18 protein-coding genes are annotated in these 16,451 nt (G+C 64.5%); 6 read left to right on the top strand and 12 right to left on the bottom strand.

All coding sequences use genetic code 11. The features are described from left to right. Positions 1-17: 17 nt before the first annotated feature. Positions 18-962: a DUF2510 domain-containing protein gene (locus ACQHI0_RS07140; RefSeq protein WP_427907129.1), complete on the bottom strand. Its 945-nt coding sequence runs from the start codon at positions 960-962 to the stop codon at positions 18-20. A gap of 1,249 nt (positions 963-2,211) precedes the next feature. Here ACQHI0_RS07140 and ACQHI0_RS07135 point away from each other — a divergent pair. Further along, positions 2,212-2,532 carry a hypothetical protein gene (locus ACQHI0_RS07135; RefSeq protein WP_427907128.1) on the top strand — a complete coding sequence of 107 codons (321 nt, stop codon included), beginning with the start codon at positions 2,212-2,214 and terminating at the stop codon, positions 2,530-2,532. 625 nt (positions 2,533-3,157) lie between these two features. On the opposite strand, the gene ACQHI0_RS07130 is transcribed toward ACQHI0_RS07135, so the two are convergent. After that, the gene (locus tag ACQHI0_RS07130) at positions 3,158-3,700 is read right to left on the bottom strand and encodes a hypothetical protein (RefSeq protein ID WP_427907127.1); all 543 of its coding nucleotides are present in this window, start codon (positions 3,698-3,700) and stop codon (positions 3,158-3,160) included. A gap of 100 nt (positions 3,701-3,800) precedes the next feature. Further along, positions 3,801-4,436 (bottom strand): TetR/AcrR family transcriptional regulator, encoded by a 636-nt coding sequence (locus tag ACQHI0_RS07125; protein WP_427907126.1) that lies wholly within the window; start codon positions 4,434-4,436, stop codon positions 3,801-3,803. Positions 4,437-4,512: 76 nt separating this feature from the next. Between ACQHI0_RS07125 and ACQHI0_RS07120 the strand changes: the two genes are divergently transcribed. Both ACQHI0_RS07120 and ACQHI0_RS07115 read left to right on the top strand, forming a co-directional pair. Further along, positions 4,513-4,896 carry a DUF1761 family protein gene (locus ACQHI0_RS07120; protein WP_427907125.1) on the top strand — a complete coding sequence of 128 codons (384 nt, stop codon included), beginning with the start codon at positions 4,513-4,515 and terminating at the stop codon, positions 4,894-4,896. A 106-nt stretch (positions 4,897-5,002) separates the two neighbouring features. Then, positions 5,003-5,581 carry a dihydrofolate reductase family protein gene (locus ACQHI0_RS07115; RefSeq protein WP_427907124.1) on the top strand — a complete coding sequence of 193 codons (579 nt, stop codon included), beginning with the start codon at positions 5,003-5,005 and terminating at the stop codon, positions 5,579-5,581. A gap of 591 nt (positions 5,582-6,172) precedes the next feature. Here the strand turns inward: ACQHI0_RS07115 and ACQHI0_RS07110 are convergent. The 5 genes from ACQHI0_RS07110 to ACQHI0_RS07090 all read right to left on the bottom strand — a co-directional run bounded on the left by ACQHI0_RS07110 (position 6,173) and on the right by ACQHI0_RS07090 (position 11,272). Beyond that, entirely contained in the window at positions 6,173-7,210 is a 1,038-nt protein-coding gene (locus tag ACQHI0_RS07110) for a hypothetical protein (RefSeq protein ID WP_427907123.1), read from the bottom strand. A 1,212-nt stretch (positions 7,211-8,422) separates the two neighbouring features. Further along, a complete protein-coding gene (locus tag ACQHI0_RS07105; RefSeq protein WP_427907122.1) occupies positions 8,423-9,001 on the bottom strand; it encodes a hypothetical protein in 579 nt (192 codons plus the stop codon). Next, positions 8,998-9,645, bottom strand: coding sequence for a hypothetical protein (locus ACQHI0_RS07100; RefSeq protein WP_427907121.1), 648 nt, complete (start codon positions 9,643-9,645; stop codon positions 8,998-9,000). Before ACQHI0_RS07100 ends, ACQHI0_RS07105 begins: the two co-directional genes overlap by 4 nt. 20 nt (positions 9,646-9,665) lie before the next feature. After that, positions 9,666-10,928 (bottom strand): hypothetical protein, encoded by a 1,263-nt coding sequence (locus ACQHI0_RS07095; RefSeq protein WP_427907120.1) that lies wholly within the window; start codon positions 10,926-10,928, stop codon positions 9,666-9,668. Continuing rightward, positions 10,925-11,272 (bottom strand): hypothetical protein, encoded by a 348-nt coding sequence (locus tag ACQHI0_RS07090; RefSeq protein ID WP_378563952.1) that lies wholly within the window; start codon positions 11,270-11,272, stop codon positions 10,925-10,927. The genes ACQHI0_RS07095 and ACQHI0_RS07090 overlap by 4 nt, the downstream gene beginning before the upstream one ends. A 98-nt stretch (positions 11,273-11,370) precedes the next feature. Here ACQHI0_RS07090 and ACQHI0_RS07085 point away from each other — a divergent pair, with 98 nt between their 5' ends. The 3 genes from ACQHI0_RS07085 (at position 11,371) to ACQHI0_RS07075 (ending at position 13,256) form a co-directional block, all read left to right on the top strand. After that, positions 11,371-11,772, top strand: a complete 402-nt coding sequence (locus ACQHI0_RS07085; protein WP_427907119.1) for a membrane dipeptidase — start codon at positions 11,371-11,373, stop codon at positions 11,770-11,772. Between the two features lie 78 nt (positions 11,773-11,850). Further along, complete coding sequence (locus tag ACQHI0_RS07080) at positions 11,851-12,252, top strand: 2'-5' RNA ligase family protein (protein WP_427907118.1); 402 nt, start codon at positions 11,851-11,853, stop codon at positions 12,250-12,252. A gap of 362 nt (positions 12,253-12,614) precedes the next feature. Next, on the top strand, positions 12,615-13,256 hold the full coding sequence (locus ACQHI0_RS07075) for an NAD(P)H-binding protein (protein ID WP_427907117.1): 642 nt from the start codon (positions 12,615-12,617) through the stop codon (positions 13,254-13,256). 350 nt (positions 13,257-13,606) lie between these two features. Here ACQHI0_RS07075 and ACQHI0_RS07070 read toward each other — a convergent pair whose 3' ends face one another. From ACQHI0_RS07070 to ACQHI0_RS07055, 4 genes are read right to left on the bottom strand one after another with little or no spacing between them, the layout of a single operon-like run. After that, positions 13,607-14,800 (bottom strand): NAD(P)/FAD-dependent oxidoreductase, encoded by a 1,194-nt coding sequence (locus ACQHI0_RS07070; RefSeq protein ID WP_427907116.1) that lies wholly within the window; start codon positions 14,798-14,800, stop codon positions 13,607-13,609. Then, positions 14,797-14,979 carry a rubredoxin gene (locus ACQHI0_RS07065; RefSeq protein ID WP_427907115.1) on the bottom strand — a complete coding sequence of 61 codons (183 nt, stop codon included), beginning with the start codon at positions 14,977-14,979 and terminating at the stop codon, positions 14,797-14,799. Before ACQHI0_RS07065 ends, ACQHI0_RS07070 begins: the two co-directional genes overlap by 4 nt. Further along, positions 14,976-15,152, bottom strand: coding sequence for a rubredoxin (locus ACQHI0_RS07060; protein ID WP_427907114.1), 177 nt, complete (start codon positions 15,150-15,152; stop codon positions 14,976-14,978). Before ACQHI0_RS07060 ends, ACQHI0_RS07065 begins: the two co-directional genes overlap by 4 nt. Then, a complete protein-coding gene (locus tag ACQHI0_RS07055; protein WP_427907113.1) occupies positions 15,152-16,372 on the bottom strand; it encodes an alkane 1-monooxygenase in 1,221 nt (406 codons plus the stop codon). Before ACQHI0_RS07055 ends, ACQHI0_RS07060 begins: the two co-directional genes overlap by 1 nt. Positions 16,373-16,451 lie beyond the last annotated feature (79 nt).

Below are 16,451 nucleotides of genomic sequence, written 5' to 3'. Positions count from 1 at the left end.
CGTCTTCGCGGTGCCCGTCATCGGACTTTCCTCGGCCTGTTCGGAAGCGGTTGCCGACCGTGTCGACCGGCTGGTACCCCGCTGGATTCCTGCTGGGCTTGGTCTTGGTCGCGATCGCGGCGGATGAGCCACCAGCCGCACCACCCAGCCAAGACACCGAACAGCAGGAAAATCCCGATCTCGGCGTCGACGGCGGCGGCGGACGCGAACAAGGTTCCCAGGGCCAGACCGGCCCATGCGAACATAGTCAGGTGCCGACGAGGCGCATGCTCGACACGTCTACCGGTCCCCGCGCGCTCAGTGCCGCGGACCGTCTCGGGGCCGGGTCTGTAGCTCGGGGTCGCAGTGATGTGTTCGGTCCACGCCCGACCGTCCCACCAGCGCAGGAACCCCGGGTTAGCGGGGTCCGGGTACCAGCTCGCCAGTGCAGCAACAGATACTGAGACCGCCTTCGCGGACTCGTGCGAGGTGTGCCGAACCGGTGTGGTCCCGGTGGTGCGGCTGTCGGCGAGCGCTTTCAATAGCGCCGCATACAGCGGCTCGAAATCTTTGGCCATCTGCTTTGTCGCCAGAACAGCGTAGGGATTGGCCCCGCCCGCCGTGATCTTGCCGTGGAAACGCTGCTCGCCACCGACCACGAATTCCAGATACCCATTGACCAGCATCGACGGGCGCTTCCACACGACTTGCTCGACACGGCTGATCGGGAAACACTTCGACTCGAAGGCGTTGATCTTCGCCGCGACCCTGGCGAGGCCGCCGGTGCGTTGTATTTCGATCCACCAGCCATCAAAGGTGACGGTGCCGTTGTGGCCTTTGACGGCGATCGGCCGCTCGAGCGGTGCCAGCGGGCTCTGTCCGGGCCGTAGCGGGCCCGGTTCCACCTCCGCCGGGTTTGCCCTCGAGGTCGGGGGCACAGCGGCACCGGTCTGCCCGCCTCCTTCGTTTTCCTGGTCGTCCACCGGTCGCTCACCTCGCTCGGTATACAAATGCAAAATCGCAGTACAGAGCCAGTTTGTTACGCAGGCTTTGGTCGGCTCGCGCCCAACTGATCGAAGAACTGGCTAGAACGCCGGGTCTTTCTGACGAGGTGGGTGCGGCCACCAGGACATCCCCTCCGGTAAGGAGGCGTCCTAGGTTGACGGTGTCGATCTGGAGGTCATTTAGCTTGTCGACGCATGCTGCCCAAGCGTCGAGCACAACCGCTGGAAGGCCGTGACCTCGCGGGCTAGAGAGCTCACGAGTCACCGGAGCAAGAACGGATGACGGAAACTGGGTCGAGTAGAGTGCCCAGTGCCGGTGAAGACAGGTCATGCCAGCTCCCCGCCTACCTGACCCTCGGATCCTATTCGGCAGCAACGGGTCCCGGATGCATCCGCCTTGACCTCCCGAGCGACGAATGCCAGAAGGTCATACAAGCGAACCTGCTCGCTGCCCCCGCCGCTGCGCCCATAGGTCCGCAGCAGGTGATGACTGAGCAGTCCATATCCCGAGGTGTGGGTCCTCCCACGCCTCTTGCTCGCCGGTCGCCGCCGCGAGAATCAGCGTCAGGTTCCCGCCATACGCTCCAACATTGGGGCGGGCTGACCGACGGCGGCGGACTCATGGAACCCTTCCGCGTGAGGTGAAAGCGAGTCACGCTGAACTCGCCGACGGCGCCGCGAGGGTGGCTACTCCCGCGTCTTCGGCAGGCCGTGGAGTTCAAAAACGTGGGGTTTCTGTGGGAATTGACCAAAAACGTCAAGTCTCCGAAAAAGAGAAACACCCTCCAACCCAGACCAGAGGGGGTTTTCACTGTCGGGCTGACAGGATTTGAACCTGCGACCACCTGGCGCGGGTTCCAATTGTCCAGAACCTACCCATCAGTTCCCAATAGTGCTCAGCACCAGGCCTTTTCACGAAACGACCGTTCGCAACGATTCCCGTTGATTCCGGTCAAAAGTGTGCGGTTTCTGTGTGGCGCTTTCCGAGCCCGCGCCCATGGCGTGGCATGGACTCGTCGATGTTCAGGCGTGCGCTGGGGCCGCCCGGGTCGGTCTTCACCCAACCCGGTGCTATGAGCAGCAACGTGCGCGGGTCGTCGCCGTGCCGCGCGGCGAAGCCGAGCATCAGCTGGTTCAGGGCGGACTTGCTGGCCCGGTGCTCCCTGGCGGCGTGGCCGTAGAGCCGGCCTTACATCCTGAATGTGCTTGGTACAGCCGCCGTGCGTGCGTGATGCTGGCCGGACACGTCGACCGCTACAACCCCTCCGGCGGCAGCCCACTCAACCGGTGCGGTGATCCGCTGTGTCGTTGCCGGTTCTGGGCCTCTGCCGAAGACAACGACGCCGCACCAAGCCGTGAGGGCAAACCCGCCGAAGCCTGGTACGAGGCCTGGATCCGGTTCGAGGACTACCGCATATTCACCGTGCCCGCCGACGAATCCGGTCCCGCCGCAACCGGAATCGCGCTTCGCGGGGTGCCGCTGCTGCGGCTGCGCAAGGTCCGCGACCCCGCACCCGACGGCGGCGAACCCGCTGACCACAATCCCTGATCCCCGACCGATCCGGCGTTGCGCCGGTCGCCGTCCGGCGTTGCTGTGACCGGTCCGGTCGGTGCCTGGGCGGAACGATCGGAAGCTTCGGGCACACGACCAACGTAGTCAGGCCAACCCCTCCACGTCTGGGCATGTACCCGACGGCCATGACCATCCACCACCGACGGTCGTGATCCGGCATTCGCTGCGACCAGGTTCGGGGCCGGATCAATTGGCCCACAGCCGCTCGCCGGTACCCGCGGCCACCCACCCAAAGTCGTAGACCGAGACGGGCCCCGCAGTCGGCTCGCTCACGAAAGCGGGTGCGCTATACCCCCGACCGATCCGGCGTTGCGCCGGTCGCCGTCCGGCGTTGCTGTGACCGGTCCGGTCGGTGCCTGGGCGGAACGATCGGAAGCTTCGGGCACACGACCAACGTAGTCAGGCCAACCCCTCCACGTCTGGGCATGTACCCGACGGCCATGACCATCCACCACCGACGGTCGTGATCCGGCATTCGCTGCGACCAGGTTCGGGGCCGGATCAATTGGCCCACAGCCGCTCGCCGGTACCCGCGGCCACCCACCCAAAGTCGTAGACCGAGACGGGCCCCGCAGTCGGCTCGCTCACGAAAGCGGGTGCGCTATACCTGCGGCGCAATGTGTTCCGGGTGTAGCGGGGACAGATACGTAGGACGTTGTTCGTCGGCGGATCGTGCGTTGTCGGCGAGCAACCTCGAGAGTGCTTGACGGCGGCCTTGTTCGGCCGCCACATAACTGGGCGCGTCGGTGATGTCCACGTCGTCGGCGATGCCGAGGGCACGGGCTACGGCAGCCAGGACGGCGCGGGCATGGTGGTGGCCGAGCCCGGGCAGGACAGCTTGGAGGTTGACCGGCGTTCCGTGCGCGATGCTGACGGCCAGCGGCACCAGGCGGTCGTAGATACTGCCGAAAGGTCCCGTTTGCTGGAAACGGGGCAGCGTGGACCACTTGATCCACGCGATGGTGGTTGAGTGCCCTTGCCTGTCGGTAATCGTGGCGACTTCGATGTGGGCACGAACTTCGGGGTGGTCCAGTAGCCCGGTGTCGTCGAGCAGATCGATGGCCGCACGGTGGAATTGATTGCTTGCTCTCGCACACCAGGTCCGGAGCTGGCGGCGCAAGGCGTCCGGGGTGGGCTCGGTCATAGGGTTGCCTCCGGTTGTCGTGGTGGGCTGTCGCCGACGGAACCAACTGTGAGGGCTTTCGCCTGCCGTCCGAAGGTCGGAGACTGAGAACGGGTCGCCATCAGCGGGTGTGAGGTCGAATCTGGCCATAAGCAGCGAGGAACAGGTCAATCGCCGCGTCGACGGTGTCGGTGGTCGTTGCGGCGGCATCGAGCATCCGCGCGTTCAAGGGTGCCCCCACGACCAGCCACGTGAGCTGTTCCGCGGCCGACTGAGGGTCCGGGATCCGCAGCATGGCGCGGGCGTCGAGCATCTGGAGTGCCGTCGCGAGGTCGCCGATGTTGCTGATCCAGCTCTTGTGCAGATAGTTTTTCCCGACCTCGGGGTGACGGGCCGCCTCCGCGGTGACCAGCCGGCGCATCTCGACCACGGTCGGCGAGAGAACTCCTGCCCGAAGCGTTTGCGCCCACACGAGGAGGCCCTTGCGGACATCCTCGGTAGCTTCGAGCCTCGCGAGGGCAGGTCGTAGCGCGTGACGGCCGGCTGTTGTCCAGTCCTGCACGACCGCGGCGAACAACCCGGCCTTCGACGGGTGCTCCCGATAGAGCGAGGCTTTGGAAATCCCTGCGCGCGCGGCGATCTCGTCCATCGACGTTCCCGCGAACCCGAACTCCAGAAATACCTCACGGGCCACGACCAGCAGTTCGGCACCAGACTTTCCTGGCGGCCGGCCACGACGTCCACTTGCAGAGCTCATGTCTCCCACTTTAGTACTTGACAGTACCGGGACGGCTTCCTACATTTAGTACCACCAAGTACTTAAGGAGCTGACCATGGTTGTCGCAATTGGTGTGGTGGTCGCGGCGGTGGTCTCGTTCGCCATCAGCGCGGTGCTGTACGCGTCGCCCCCCGTCGCCGCGCTGGTGTCGCGGACGAGCGCCCCACGTCCCGGGATCGGCCTGCCTGCGCAGATGGCGTTCGTGATGCTGCGTGGCCTGCTGGCAGCCGCGGTGCTGGCGGTGCTGCTGCTCGCCGGCGACCGACAAGGACCCGGCGCAGGGGCGGCGCTGGGCGCTGTCGTCGCGATCCTTCCGGTGACCATCCTCAGTGGCGCCGTCGTCCACGAAAACGTTCCGATCCCGACCGCTCTGATCCACATGACCGACTGGATCCTGAAGCTGGTCATCAGTGGTGTCGTGCTCGGACTGTTCATCTGATCCTCGACCGACGACCCCGCGCCGGATCCCGTCACGGCACTACTTTTCGCCGACGCGATGACTTTTCCGGCGTAGGCACGTCTGCATTGAGGGAAGGGAGACTCTAGTGCGCAAACTGATCGTGCAACAGTTCGTTTCGTTGGATGGCGTGGTCCAGGGGCCGGGATCGCCGGAGGAAGACCGCGAACACGGTTTCGAGGGCGGCGGCTGGACCGCCCGATATGCGGGCGACCTGGTCAACGACACATTCCTCGCATGGACGGCCGACGACGACGCGCTGTTGCTGGGACGAAAGACCTACGACATCTTCTTCGCATACTGGCCCACAACCGGAGACCACCCGATCAACAAGCGCCTGGAGGCGATGGACAAATACGTCGCTTCACGCAGCGTCAGGTCCGCGGAGTGGGTGAACACCACCGTGGTCGACGGTGATGTGGCCGCCGCTGTCGAAGCACTCAAAGAGGAGGCGGGGGGACCGATCTGGGTGTCCGGCTCCGGCAACCTGACTCATACACTCATGCGCCACGGCTTGGTCGACGAGTATCGGCTCCTCATCTTCCCGGTGGTCGTCGGGTCCGGCAAGCGTCTCTTCGTAAACGGCGCGATCCCCACCGACTTCGATCTGACTTCGTCACGCACGGTCGCCAACGTCATCATCGCCACCTACCAACGCCGCGACTGACTCCCTCGGTCCAACGTTCCAGCAGAGATTGCGAGCCAAGTGCTACCTGCACCGAAAACCCGCACGACCGATGGCTTCGGCCGATCAGGGCTCGCCCGCGACGTCAACACACACTGGGACTCGAGCTATTCATCGACACATATGGTCGGTGCATCGAAAATCCCATACGCACCGGCAACACGGTGCGCCTTTTGACTCGGCGCATTGAACGAGCCTGCCCGCACACGTCAGCGGTGGTGGCCACGAAAGTTGCTGTGAGCAAATGAGAGCGAGGGTATGACGATGATGACGTCGGCGGATAACTTGGATGCGGGTGTGCGGTGAGGCAGTCACCTACGCGCCCGATGCGATCGGTTCAGAACCACAGTGTGGGGTTCGCTCTGCTGCGCTACGCCGCCATCGGACTGGTCCTGGGTGGATGCCTCGCAACCGTCCTCGGCGTCATCTTGACGGTCCCCGTTCTGGGAGGCCCTTCCTGCCAGTCGTTTTGCGAGGTCCGTCAGTCAGGCAGCCATGCCGAGGATCGCGAGGAAGATGTGCCTTCGCGTACGAGCTGAAACTCACGCCACCGATCGCACGGGAATCGGCAGATCAGTACGTCAGTGCGTTCAGAACCGCATGGCCGCGATGGTCAAGTGGGCAGGCCAGCTCGAGGATGGGCACGTCTTCGAGTAACTGCATGTCGTCGACGTAAACCAGTTCCAGCAGAGCATCATTCACGCTGCGACGGAGCCCGGTCAGTTCCGGTGTGGGTAGTACACGTTCGGTCTCAGCAGTGATGGGAACGATCACCAGCAGATCGAGGGAGGCCAGTGCGGTGCGTATGGCGGTTTCGTCGATCCCAGCTTCCGCGTCGACGCCGATGGCTGCCAGATATGTGAGGAAGTCGAGGGGTGTCCTGTCGTATACCGCAGCGGGTGCGGGATCACCGAGTAGGCGCATCGCGTAGCGCAACTGTGCCCAATAGTCGGCGGCCACGGGCGGATACGCGAATTCGTATCCTTCCTCTTCGAGTAGTACGTACGGTTCCTGGATTGCTGTGTGCCCGCGCTCCAGTCGCGCACAGAGCTCTTCGACCAAACTTGTCTTGCCGGTTCCATGCGGTCCGGAAACCCCGATGCGCAACTCTGCCCCTTCCAATGTCTGGTCACTAGTCTGCGTCCTGCAAGGAATTGTGCGGAAATCAGGTGTGGAGTCCAGGGTGTCGGGATGCCCAGGCTGGAGACCGCTGCCCTCTCCTTTGAGGCGATCGCGCCGAAATTTAGCTGTCTGCAACCATTTCCGGATGAGGAGCCCGAGTAACACGGCCACCGCCTCGTCGTCGGTCAGCGTCAGCGGTGGCGTTCGGTATCCGGGAGCGAGCCGGTATGCGCCGTAGCGGCCCCGCACCGATCGGACGGGGATGTCCAGTGGCTGGCCAGTTTCTATCAGTACGTGACCGGCGTCGAAGCCGACTGGGCTACACCGCATTTCGCCGATATCGTCACACCGGTCGGCACCCTCGCGATCGGAAGCGCCCGCACCGTGGCGCTGTTCGCAGCGGGCAGCGCGCGCCCAGTCGACAATCACACCGCGATCATCGAATTCCGGGTCCCCGACGTCGATGCCGATTACCGGCAGTTGACCCATCCCAAAATACCCCAAGATTTCGGAATGACTGCGCGTGATCGAAAATGGACGCCAATGTTTTACGTTTCGCTATATCCGCAGGTAGGTCGCGCGTGGTGACTGCCAGTGATCAGCCGTGACCACAGGAACAACCCGAACGAACAACGGCACGTTTGGGGTTCAAGTAACCACCGACGTTGCACACCCGCGCCCTCAACCTATGGCGAAATCGGCTTCGACCACCAATCGATCCAAACAAATTCCCAGGTCAGCTACGTTCCCATCTTGGATGTGCCCCGCCGTGGGCACCTCGAAGATGGGAACAGGACCGCCCCAAACCGGCGGCCCGGGCATAGTTAGATCGAATAAGAATCGGCGATGACCAGGCGTTTTCCGGTTGCCCATGTTTGTGTGTACTGCCGGGGGCGCAAGACCGTCTCTGACCTGCGAGCAGCGGGTCAGAGACCGGGTGGCCGACAAGCACATGGCCAGTACGTTCTCCACGACCGGCGCAGACCGAAACCGTCGCGCCACCCTGGGCGGCGTGAGGTCCGGGTCGCCGAGCATCTGCACGATACGAGTTCGGTGACCCGTGATGGCGTCGCTCGATCCCGCGGCCACTCAGCCCCAGGCACGAATATGAGCGCGAATCGATGGTCGGCGCTCACGGCCGCTGACACCAGAAGCGTGGCGCGGCCGAGAACGGTCGACACGTCGCCGCGTGGTTCGCGAGACCCGTCGCTGCCGAGGGAAGCACGGCGTCGGAGTTTGTCGGAGTTTGTCGGCGTTTGTCAGAGTTTGTTGGCGAGGACGTACGGCGCCAACGGTGGAGTCGGCTCCACGCTCACGGCGCCGGTTGCCGGGCGCGGACCAGCTCTCCGGCACCGAGCTGCACCAGTACCCCGGCAATCGGTTCCGCCGGCCAACCCCACCGCGTGGGGCACCGAATCGGTGGTGGCGTCGATACCGGGTCGGTCCGGAAAGTGTGTTGTTGATCTTGGGCCCGTACCAGCGGATCTCGCGGTAGATCGTCGACGGTGCCCGCCCCCGCTGCCGCGGCGGCGGTGGTCGACAATCCCTCACCGATACCCACCCAGAACTGGGCAACGACCGCCCTCCGCTGTGGCACACCATGCAACACTCCCGTCTCGATCGAGACCGTTGCATTCACCCCTCGAGCCCAAGCGAGTACTGTCCGCCACCACGTCCGCCGAGGTCATGCGGAGTTCGCGGTCAGTCTTTGGAGTGTCGACCCCCGCCAGGGACGGGCGGCTCACCGGCTTCACGGAATGTCAAGCGCGGCGGCTTGTAAATGCGGGATACGTACGCGTAGCGCATATCTCGTCCGCCCGGACGGGACACGACTCCGTATTTGGCCGGGTCACCGGCGAACCAGATCTCGCGAGTGGCGTGATTCACCAGTTTTCCCCGGTTCCACGCCCACGTGCTGAGCAGGAGTGTGCCCACTGTTTCGCCGTGCGGGCCGAGCAGGTCCACCCACTCATAGCGGGTACCGGACAGGTACCGGATCCGCCACACGGTCCACGGGTGCCGCAGGGCCTTGCGGCGGCGTCGATTGATCCACAGGAAGCACCCACCGAACATCGTCCCGAAGATGAAGTACTGCGAGACCAAGACCGCCACGCCACTGTCTTTGCTGATCAATACGACGGTCAGTGGTCCGGTGGCCAGCGCGGTGAGTAGCAACGGCCACCGATTCCACCAGTTGCGGCGCAACGCTCGCCTGGTCGGTGGAAACTGCCGAGCCGGTCCGGGCGGCGGCGGAACGTCCATCGCGGGTGGCCGGTTCACAGGTCGAGACTCGTGGTCGTCGAGGAGGATACGAATTCGAGGCTCGCCGCCATTCCGAATAGCATGGGGCCGAATTCCGGCCCTCGATCGACTTCGGCGGTAGCCACCTCGACCACCGCGACGGTGGTGCCGTCCGGTGAAGGAATCACCGCTTCCATCTGGTAGGCGTGCGCGGCATCGTCGGATTCCCGCAGCGCGGGCAGGTCCGGGTAGGGGTAGTGGCCGATGCCCTCGCTGAACAGCAGTGGTCGCTCGCCGACATCGACACCTTCTACCCGCCAGCCGATCTCGTCGCGGGTCTTGTGCTGCGCGATATCGGCCAGGGTGAGGCGAGGATTGCGGGGTGCACCTGCGTCGAGGCACGAGATTGTCAGCCAGGACACCACCGGATGCCCGTCGGCACTTCGGTGCGTGCCGATACCGCAGTACACGGCATTGCGCTCGGCCAGCACCTCCAGCATGAATTCGAGTGTGCCGAGAGTTTTCGGCACACTCTCGCGCAGCGTTCCTGTGGTCTGCTGCGACAGCAGTGGGTCGGCGGCCGAGATCGCGGTGGCGATACCGGTCAGCGGGAGTTCGTGGTAGCCGGGCGGGATTTCCACAGCCACGGCGTAGCGCGGCGGTCGCGCCGGATTGTTCGTCATTGTTCGATACCCTCGATCGCTCAGTCCCCGAAGATGCTTCCCAGGGCCACGCCGGCCACTGATCCGACCGCGCCCTCTGTCCGCTTCAGTACCGTGAGCGCCACAGCGGGATCGGCCACACTGTGCGCGCCCTCCACGCCGGTGACTTGCAGCAGCCGGTTGACCCCGTTGGTAACGCCGGTATTGGCCATGATGTCCGTTACGCCCCCGACGTTGTGGTCGGTCATGAACTTGTTGACCAGCCCGGGATTGTGAGCTGCCTCCGACCATGCGCGTGCCATGCCCTCGAAACGGCCGACATCGCCCGCCGCGTCACCGAGCATGGCTACTTTGCCGACCTTGCCGAGTGCTCCGACACCGGGAATCAGCCCGAGCGCGTCGCCCGAGAGCTGCATGCCTGCGCTGAATTTCTCGCTCAGACTGCCGTGCAGCAGGTCGTCGCGTAGTTCGTCGTCGGTGAGGCTCAGGCCGAGTGCTCCGACGCCGGCCACCAGGGAAACGCCCAGTGCGATTGCGCTGATCGGGGGTGGGGTGATCACCGCCAGTAGACCAGCGACGGCCGCGGTGGTGGAGAGGATGTTGTGTAGGAGTTCGCGATTCTCCTCGATCCAGTCGCCGAGCGCGTTCACCGCGTCGACGATCTTGTCCCAGAGGCTCTCGTCGGGCTTGCTCGGCGCGTTCTTGGCGGCGTCTACGAGTGCTGCGGCGATGCGCGCGGCGAGGGCGTTGTGCACACCCTCGAGGTCGGTTGCGCGCCGGATGATCGCATCCAGCTTGGTTTGACAATCCGACACCGCCGTCACCGCCGCGTTCACCCGCGCGACCGCCGCGTCGAGGCGGGACTGGGCCGCCCTCAATTCGTCGGCATCGGAGAACCGCGCATTGGCCAGGCCGAGGTCGGGATGTGTGCGCGCCTGTGTGAGTGTGGTGTTCGCGGTGGCGAGCTCGGCACGCGCCGCGGCCGCCTCCTGTTCGAGTCCCTGCGCGGTGTCCTGGAAATCGACCAGGTTGGTGTGCCATTCGACGACGAGATCGACGGCCGATTCCAGCGACGTCTGGGCCAAGCCCAGGTCGGTGGACAGCGTGGCGTCGAAATTCGCCCGGAAGGCGTCTCCCGCCTCGCCTCTCCACACATCACCGCTGTCGAGTAGGCGGTTGAGCAGCGTCCTGGTCTCCGTCACGCCCTGGCGTGCCGCATCGATACGCTGCCGGAGGTTCGCCACTTCGGCTGTACTGCCGACAACTGGGTTGAACCCCAGGTTGGGGTAGGGGTCGGCGCTCACCGTTGTACCCCCGTGGCGTTGCCATCGGCTGTACCCTGCGCGTCGATCACCTGTGTGGCCTGATCCAACGCCCTAGCGAACGCGGAGTCGGCGGACACGTAGGCGTCATGGCATTGCGAGACACCTTCGGCAGTGGTGATCGCGGCCTCGATGATCCGTTCGATACCGAATTTCCAGCTGCGCTGAAAATTCGCGGCGGCGTCGTTCAGGCCGGTGGTGCCTATATCACCGTCGCCCGCGCTCTCCAAGGCCTTCATTGCATCACCAAGTACCTGTTCGGAGTTCTTCAGTGATTGCACCGTGCTCGCGAGCACGTCGATATCCACCTGGAAGTATCCGGCCATTTCTCTCCTCCCCCGTCCGATCTCTCACAGCACGATATAGACGGTCCGAGAGCCCGGCAAACCTCCAGCCCGGCACCTGCCTCCGCTCGCCCGTGCCTATGCGGGCGCCCGGTTTCGCCGCGCTGTGGGCACATCCGCGCAACATCACCGACGACCAGGCCCGCGCCTGCGCCGCGACCGGTGGCGTGATCGGCATCAACGGCGTCGGAATCTTCCTGGGCCACAACGCCCCGAGGCCCGCGTCGAACGCCTCACCGCCACGGCCGATCACATCCGCTACGGCGTTGACGTGGTCGGCATCGACCACATCGGCATCGGCTCCGGCTACTTCTTCGACGGCGCCCAGTTCAATGCCGAGATCCGCGACAACCCCGCCGCCTTCTCGGCGGACTACACCGCCTGGGGACCTTGCAGCGGCCCCCACCCGAAGACCTCCTCGTCGACCGCGGCTTCACCCCCACCGAACGCGCCGGTTGCTCGGCATTGCCAGCAGAGCTTGAGTTCATTCGGACTCCATCCGGTCCCGCTATCGTCTCTTCACATGACGCGGTGCCGGGTTGGTGCCGCCGATTCGATCAGTGACGCCGCAATCGAGTGTGATCACCTCCGGCACCGCCGAGGTGCTCGAGCGCGTCGACAGCTTCGAGATCGAGGTCGGACCTCTGGCCGGTTCCTCGGGAGCGGTCCGCTTCTCGGTGACGCCTTGGTCATCGATCTGGCAGCTCGCCACGATTCTGCGTTCTCAACCTGTGAACGTCGCCGCGGGCACCGCGTCAAAACCTATCTCTCACTTCCGCCCCCACGTTGGGATCGGTTACAGCAATCGGCGTCAAGAGGCCGCGCCTATCGTCGAGCGAATCTCACAGTTACGCAGCATGGTTCCCGTCCCGGTCATGGTGAAGCAGGTTAAGCTCGTCCGCCTCTGGCGATCCCGAGATTCCTACGAATGGGACGACGCCGCCACTATCGCCCTTCGATAAGGCGACCGCCCGCCGAGACAACGCTCGCCGACGATGACCATTCCTCGAGTTCGCTCAGGTAGGTGCCAACGATGCGACGGAACGGGTCGTGGGTGATCAGGGCTCCGAAGAACGGGCGAGCGTTGCCGATCACCGTTGCGCTGACTCTCGTCGACGGTAAAAAAAGGATTCGGCGCCGACCTCGACCGAGCCCCCGAATCGCTCGATCCCGTCGCACGCCTGCGCCTGGTCGGTGTCATCGACCGATCGCCGGACCGCGGCGCACGAATCCGATTTCGGCCCAACAGCGGAGAGCCCGGTAGTCTATCGAAAGGCCGCCGGTGCTTATGACTAACTGCAGACCATCCCCCTGAGGAGTACTCGTGAAAAGGACTGCTGTCATCGTCGGCGCCACCGGGGCAATCGGACGTGAGCTCGTGAGCACACTGCTCGCCGATCCCGACTGGCAGCGGGTACACGTTCTGGTCCGACGCCCGCTTGACATGGAGAACCCCCGGCTGAGTGAGCACATCGTCGACTTCGACGACCTCGAAGGAACCGCGGATCTACTGACCGACGCCGATGTGTTCTGTTGCCTTGGAACAACGAAGGAGAAGGCGGGTTCCAGCAAAGCTTTCCGCAAGGTTGATCACGATTACGTCGTAGCAGTCGCCGAACAGGCGGCCACGGCGCACGCTCGACAGTTCCTCATGGTTTCCGCGATCGGCGCCAGTCGCTCGTCGCCCAGTGAATACAACCGGGTAAAAGGCGAAACCGAAACGGATGTCTCGGCGCTAACGCTGCCGGCAGTGCATATCTTCCGGCCGTCGCTGTTACTCGGCGAACGGTCCGAAAGCAGGCCGGCCGAGGACATCGCCAAGCGGCTGGCTCCGATCGTGTCTCCACTGCTGCGGGGCCGCCTGTCGAAATACCGGCCGGTGCATCCGTCCGAGGTCGCTCACCGGATGGTGGAGGCCGCACGAATCCCTTCATCAGGAGTCCAGATCCACTACCTGGCAACGTAATTCGCGCGATCATGTCCGAATCAGCGCAGGTCAGGATTGCCCATGTGTCGTGGAACCGGAACCGGCCTCGTCGGGGTTGGTCCTGGAAAGTGATGATGTCGTTGCCGAGCTGTTCGGACAACTCTGCCAGCCGCACCGCCTCAAATGCCGGTGTGTTCGTCGGGATGATGAGGCATCACGGCACCAATGATCGCGGTGTTCTTCCGTGGGTCGTTCTACGTCAGCGGACCTCGGGCCGACCGCGCCGGACTCCGCGTCAATACCGTCGGCCGTCTACCTGCAACAGCTGCACAACCCGAGGTCCTCGTGCCAGGAACCCACCGCGGCCACTTTCCGACCGCAACACCCGACTACCGGCTGGTGAGAAGGTCGAAGGGGGGCGCTGCAGACCAAGGTTCACCCGCAGCGATGATCGGCCTGACCGCGCGGAGCTCCCGCGGCCTGGCCATTGCCACGGCGCCGACGGGGCGGCCGTCGCGGAGGGCCACCGCGAGGAAGTCTCGGGATTCGAGGTCGCCGTCGATGACCAGTTCGTCGTGAGGGTGGATCCAGCCTGCGAATTGCAGGGAGACGCCGTGCTGGTCGGTCCAGCCCCAGGGGATTTCGGCGGGGGTAGCGGGGTGGCCGAGGATTGCCTTGGCCGCTGCGGCACCGGCGGTCATGGCGCTGTTCCAGTGCTGGCCGCGGTCGAATTCGCCGCGATACGGACTGAATTCGGTGGTGGCATCGCCTGCGGCGAAGACTCCTGGCGCGGAGGTTCGGTACTGCTCGTCGATGACAATGCCATCGTTGATGACCAGGCCGGCGGCTTCGGCGAGAGCAGTGTCGGGGATCGAGCCGATGGCGATCAGAGCGGCGGCGGCCGTCCAGGTCCGGCCGTCCGCGGTGGTGGCGGTGACGCCGTCGTTGGTATCGACGAGCTGGGTTGTCGCGGAACGGGTTTCGACCTTGACTCCGTGCTCGAGATGGAGGCGGTGCACCAATTCCGACACGCTCTCCGGTACCACCCGGTCGAGAAGGGCCGGGCCCGCGTGCAACAGCGTCACTTCGGCGCCGAGTCCGCGGGCGGTGGCGGCGACTTCACAGCCGATCAGCCCACCGCCGATGATGAGCAGCGGACCGCCGGTGCCGATCGCTGACTGCAGCGCCGCGACATCGGACAGCGTCCGCAAGGTGTGTGCCCGGGTGGACGCGGTGTCGATATCGCGCGCCCGGGCGCCGGTGGCAAGTAGCACGCTGTCGTAGCCGAGTTCCTCACCCGTGCTCAATCGCACTGTCGCACGGTCGATGTCGATGAATTCAACCCGCGTCGCCGGGCGCAGGTCGATCTTGTTGTCGGCCCAGAACTTCATCGGTTTCAGCATCGCCCGGTCCAAAGACGCAGTGCCGGCGAGCAGTTCCTTCGACACCGCGGGGCGTCGATACGGCAGGTTGGGCTCCGCGCCGACGAGCACGATCTCGCCGGTATACCCCTCGCGGCGCAAGGTCTGCGCCGCGGTGGCACCGGCCACGCCGGTGCCGACGATGACGATTCGCTCGCTCATCCGCGGCTCACCTCGCGCATGTCGAAATCGGCCTTGGCGGCACCGCAATCGGGACACGACCAGTCGTCTGGGATGTCGTCCCAGCGGGTGCCGGGTTCGATGCCATCCTCTGGCCAACCGAGCGCCTCGTCGTACTCGAAGCCGCATTGGACGCACTGGAACACTTTGAAGTCGTTCATTGCGACGCACCCTCTTTCAGCTCGAAATCGACTTTCTCGCGGACCCCACAGTCGGGGCAGCACCAGTCGTCGGGAATCGCCGTCCACACGGTTCCCGGCGCGAAACCCTCGCGGGGAGCGCCGAAGCGCTCGTCGTAGACGTAGTCGCATACGGGGCAGATGTAGGCGGCCATCAGTTCGCTCCGTACTGCGCCAGGACCTTGGCGCGCTTGCTCGGCTGGATGTTCACCCGGGTGATGTCACCGTTGTAGTGCGCGAGAACTCGGCGATCCATCACCTTGCGCCACAACGGAGTCACATAGGCAAGGCCGATCAGGCTGGCGTACCCGCTGGGCAGCTCCGGTGCACCGTCCATGTGCCGCAGGGTCTGGTAGCGGCGGGTGGGGTTGGCGTGGTGGTCGCTGTGCCGTTGCAGGTGGTAAAGGAAGATGTTGGTGACGATGTGATCGGAGTTCCAGCTGTGCTCGGGGGTGCAGCGCTCGTACCGTCCCGAAGCGGTCTTCTGTCGCAGCAGACCGTAGTGCTCGAGGTAGTTCACCGTCTCCAGCAACGAGAAACCGAAGACCGCCTGGATCACTAGGAACGGCAGGATCGACGGACCGAACACCGCGACCAGCCCCAACCACAACACCACCGACATCAGCCAGGCGTTGAGCACGTCGTTGCGCAGCGAGAACGGGCTCTTGTCCAGGCGCCGCATGCGCGTCGCTTCCAGTTCCCACGAGGACTTCAGGCTGCCCCAGACACTGCGCGGCAAGAAGCTCCAGAACGATTCGCCGAACCGGGCACTGGCCGGGTCCTCTGGTGTCGCGACACGGACGTGGTGGCCACGGTTGTGCTCGATGTAGAAATGCCCGTAGAAGGTCTGGGCGAGGGTGATCTTCGACAGCCAGCGCTCGAGTTCGTCCTTCTTGTGGCCGAGTTCGTGCGCGGTGTTGATGCCGATGCCGCCCATCGTGCCGATGGAGAAGGCCAGGCCGATCTTGGAGATCAGGCCGAGTCCGCCGTCGATGCCGAGCCAGGACAGGTTGTCCGCGGTCCACAGGTAGCAGGCGAATACCAGGCTGACCAGCTGCAGTGGGATGTAGGCGTAGGTGCAGTAGCGGTAGTACTTGTCGTTCTCCAGCTGCTCCATCACCTCCTCGGGCGGATTGTTGCCGTCGGGCCCGAAGAACCGGTCGAGAGTGGGCAGCAGGACATACAGCAGGATCGGTCCGATCCACCACCACACAGGCGCGACAGCCTGCCAGCCGAGCTGGTTGAACGCCCAGACGAAACCGGTGGCCAGCAGCGCCGCACTGGGGGCGACCAGGCCGAACAACCACAGGTAGCGCTTGGGATCGCGCCAGTGCGCGACCGCGGCCGGCTCTTCGTAACTTCGAGATGTCGTCATCGTCATTCTCCTGATCACCGAGACACAAGCTCAGATATTGCCGAGTTCGTTACAACTGAGCTCACCGTGTTGTTAGTAA

Source organism: Nocardia sp. FBN12, from assembly GCF_050320175.1.
Taxonomy (GTDB): domain Bacteria; phylum Actinomycetota; class Actinomycetes; order Mycobacteriales; family Mycobacteriaceae; genus Nocardia.
The sequence above is the reverse complement of the archived record's forward strand: the minus strand, read 5'-3'. Positions and strand labels throughout refer to the sequence as shown.

Bases quoted from the DNA above. Each gene is read 5' to 3' on its own strand.
- ACQHI0_RS07130 (WP_427907127.1), bottom strand. From the start codon at position 3,700: ATGACCGAGCCCACCCCGGACGCCTTGCGCCGCCAGCTCCGGACCTGG.
- ACQHI0_RS07125 (WP_427907126.1), bottom strand. From the start codon at position 4,436: ATGAGCTCTGCAAGTGGACGTCGTGGCCGGCCGCCAGGAAAGTCTGGT.
- ACQHI0_RS07120 (WP_427907125.1), top strand. From the start codon at position 4,513: ATGGTTGTCGCAATTGGTGTGGTGGTCGCGGCGGTGGTCTCGTTCGCC.
- ACQHI0_RS07110 (WP_427907123.1), bottom strand. From the start codon at position 7,210: ATGGGTCAACTGCCGGTAATCGGCATCGACGTCGGGGACCCGGAATTC.
- ACQHI0_RS07100 (WP_427907121.1), bottom strand. From the start codon at position 9,645: ATGACGAACAATCCGGCGCGACCGCCGCGCTACGCCGTGGCTGTGGAA.
- ACQHI0_RS07090 (WP_378563952.1), bottom strand. From the start codon at position 11,272: ATGGCCGGATACTTCCAGGTGGATATCGACGTGCTCGCGAGCACGGTG.
- ACQHI0_RS07085 (WP_427907119.1), top strand. From the start codon at position 11,371: ATGCGGGCGCCCGGTTTCGCCGCGCTGTGGGCACATCCGCGCAACATC.
- ACQHI0_RS07070 (WP_427907116.1), bottom strand. From the start codon at position 14,800: ATGAGCGAGCGAATCGTCATCGTCGGCACCGGCGTGGCCGGTGCCACC.
- ACQHI0_RS07065 (WP_427907115.1), bottom strand. From the start codon at position 14,979: ATGAACGACTTCAAAGTGTTCCAGTGCGTCCAATGCGGCTTCGAGTAC.
- ACQHI0_RS07060 (WP_427907114.1), bottom strand. From the start codon at position 15,152: ATGGCCGCCTACATCTGCCCCGTATGCGACTACGTCTACGACGAGCGC.
- ACQHI0_RS07055 (WP_427907113.1), bottom strand. From the start codon at position 16,372: ATGACGACATCTCGAAGTTACGAAGAGCCGGCCGCGGTCGCGCACTGG.